This window comes from Rhodococcus sp. (in: high G+C Gram-positive bacteria), assembly GCF_049286785.1.
GTDB lineage: Bacteria > Actinomycetota > Actinomycetes > Mycobacteriales > Mycobacteriaceae > Rhodococcus_F.
Genome location: NZ_JBAQEO010000666.1, coordinates 1 through 2879, shown reverse-complemented (window position 1 = coordinate 2879; position 2879 = coordinate 1). Strand labels below are relative to the sequence as shown.

Below are 2879 nucleotides of genomic sequence, written 5' to 3'. Positions count from 1 at the left end.
TGCGGACGATTCGGAAGGTCGTACCAGCAACGGGTTCCGAGCAGGGGGTGTCCGGGCAACCGCACTCGCCGCGCGGACGGAGCGGTGAGTGCTGCCCAGTCCAGATCGATTCCGTGCTCGTACAGCCGGCCGAGGAGGGCGATCAGAGGATCGGCACCCTCGGAGGCGAAGAGGACGTCGGCATCGGGGTTGTCGGCTGGTGTCGCCTCCAGTGCCCTGCCGAGCCGGCCTTCGGGGCTCAGCTCCACGAACACCACCGGGCCGTCATCGAGCAGTCCCTCGGCCACGTCCACGAAACGGGCGAGGTCGACGCTGTCGTCTTCGGCAGCCGCCACCTCTTCCGCAGTCACCTCGCCGAGCGTGCCGAGCAGATACCGGGCGGCGTACCGCGACACACCCCCGCTCAGCACCGCATCGATGCCGATCCCGTAGCGGCGCAACCGGGTGTGCGCGGCGATCTGCCCGGCCAGAATGTCCGCGGCCGCTCCGGCGGCCCGGAGTTCCGCGGGCAGCGTTCGGCCACGTAGTCCGGGCGCCACGGGGTCGGGAGACAGGAGCAGGACGACCCGCGGCCGGCGCCGGCCGTTCTCCGTCTCCGTGCCGATCGTGCTCGCACGCCACTGCAGTGCGTCCGCGAGTTGATCGGTGCTGCGCGCCGCCACCGCAACCCGGTGGTCGTGGTGCGAACGCCCCTGAGCGAGGGTGAACGCGACGTCGTCCAGGTCGGCGTCGCTGCGGCGCAGTGCGGCCACGAGATCGGTGCAGCGCATCGCCAGGGCAGCGGAGGTGCGCGCCGAGACGGGAAACAGTCTGTCCGCAGTGTCGCTCGCCGATGCAGGAACCCGCTCGGAGGTGGGCGGTTGCTCCACAACGCAGTGCGCGTTGATTCCGCCGAGGCTGAACGAGCTCACCCCGGCCAGGCGCGGTGTCGGGCTCTCCCATCGCCGCACACTCGTCAGCACCTCGATGCCGGCGTCGTCGAGATCGATTCCACCGGCGGGACTGACGTAGTGCAGCGACGGATACAGCTCACCGTGCTCGACGCTCAGGATCGCCTTGACCAATCCGGTGACCCCGGCGGCGTGATCGAGGTGCCCGATGTTGGTCTTCACCGAACCGATGGGGAGTGTGCCCGGACGTTCCGCGAACGCCGCGGCGACGCCTTCCAGTTCCACCGCATCGCCGAGTGGTGTGCCGGAACCGTGGGCCTCGAGATAGCCGGCGGCCGACGGTTGCAGTCCCGCCCGCTTCCAGGCTTCGATGATGACCCGTTCCTGTGCCCGGGCGCTGGGCGAACTCATCGTGGCCGTGGCATGACCGCTGTGCAGGGTGGCACTCGACCGGATCACGGCGTGGACAGGAGCGCGGTCGGCTCGGGCTCGCTCCAGTGTCGTCAGCAGCAGTGCCGCACCGCCTTCACCTACGGCGGTTCCGTCCGCGCCCGCGTCGAACGCCCGGCACCGTCCACTGGCCGACATCAACTCGGTGGAACCCCCCTCGGTGTTCGCCCACACGCCGTTCACCCGCAGGCTGACCCCACCGGCGAGGGCGTAATCGGCATCGCCGTCCCGGAGGTCGCGGCAGGCCTGATGCACCGCGATCAGCGAGGCATTGCAGCCGGAGTCGACGGCGTAGCACGCCCCCGTGAGACCGAGCTGGTAGGAGATGCGCGCCGGGACGGCCATCGGCACGTTTCCCAGTGTGCTCAGCACGCCCGGTTCCGCCCACACCGCCGGATAACTCGACGCCGCGGCACTGAACACCACCGCCGTCGTGGCCTCCCGCAACGTCGCCGCCGAATACCCGGCGTCCTCGATCGCCTGATACGACAGCATCAGAGCCAGGCGTTGCTGGGGATCGATCAACGACGCCTCACGCTTCGACAGGTTGAAAAACGAATAGTCGAACGTATGGATATCGTCGAGATACCCCGTCTCCGCGTAGTGCGAAGGAGCGGCGAGTCCTGTGGCGGCGGCGCGCTCACGCGACATCGGACGCACCGAATCCCGCCCCGCACGCAGATTCGCCCGGAAGTCGGCGAGGGTCGCCGCCTGCGGGTAGCGCACGGCGATCCCGACCACCGCGATGCCGGCGTCCACTCGCGTGCTGGTCACGATGGCCTCCCGCGGATCATCAGAACTCGAAGGTGACCGGGGCTGCCGCCTCGGCCGGGGACGTGAGGGAAGAGATGGCGGCGGCCTGCGCCTCGATGGTGACGAGATCGAAGAGCTGACCCACCCGCAGGGCACCGGGCCAGCGTTCCTCGAGGCGGAGCTGCAGTTCGACCACGCGGTGTGAATTGCCCCCGACGTCGAAGAACCCGTCGCCCACATCGAACGTGTCGTGCGCGAGCACGGCCGCCCACTGCTCCGCGACAGACCGCTCGATATCGGTCCAGTGTTTCCGCGACGATCCGCTCGACGGTGCGGCCACGGGCAGCAGTGCGCGGAGGGCCGCTTCGTCGACGTCGTTGTCACCGGCCATCGGGAGCGCACCGAGAGCGATGAACACCTCCGGCGCCGTGCCGGTACCCAGGCGGCCGGCGCAGAAGGACCGCAGGTCCTCGGCACTGGGCAGCACGGTCGCCGTTGCTGCCGGAACCCAGAACGCCGCCCCGCCTGCCGACCCGGTCGCCGACGCCGTCAGCACCGCCGCTTGCCCCACCGCCGGATGACTTTCCAGCACCGACTTCACCGTTTCGGCTCCGGGCGTCCGATGTGCGGCAGGTGGAAGGTCGAAGTCTCGCACGGCAGTGTCTTGCACGGCAGTGTCTCGCACGGCAGTCGCCGGGGCGGTCACCACCCCGTTCAGGATCTTCAGGTACAGGTCCGCGAAATTCTCGATGGTGCGCCCGTCGAACAGCGCGGTGGGATAGGTGA

The 2879-nt window shown here is 69.4% G+C and carries 2 protein-coding genes; both read right to left on the bottom strand.

Going from position 1 to position 2879, the window contains the following annotated elements:
- Positions 1 to 2114 (bottom strand): beta-ketoacyl synthase N-terminal-like domain-containing protein (locus WAW17_RS23975; protein WP_422335392.1); only part of this gene is annotated, 2114 nt, incomplete at its 3' end.
- Between the two features lie 19 nt (positions 2115 to 2133).
- Positions 2134 to 2879, bottom strand: a 746-nt coding sequence (locus WAW17_RS23970; RefSeq protein ID WP_422335391.1) for a phosphopantetheine-binding protein, incomplete at its 5' end; no start/stop codon positions are given.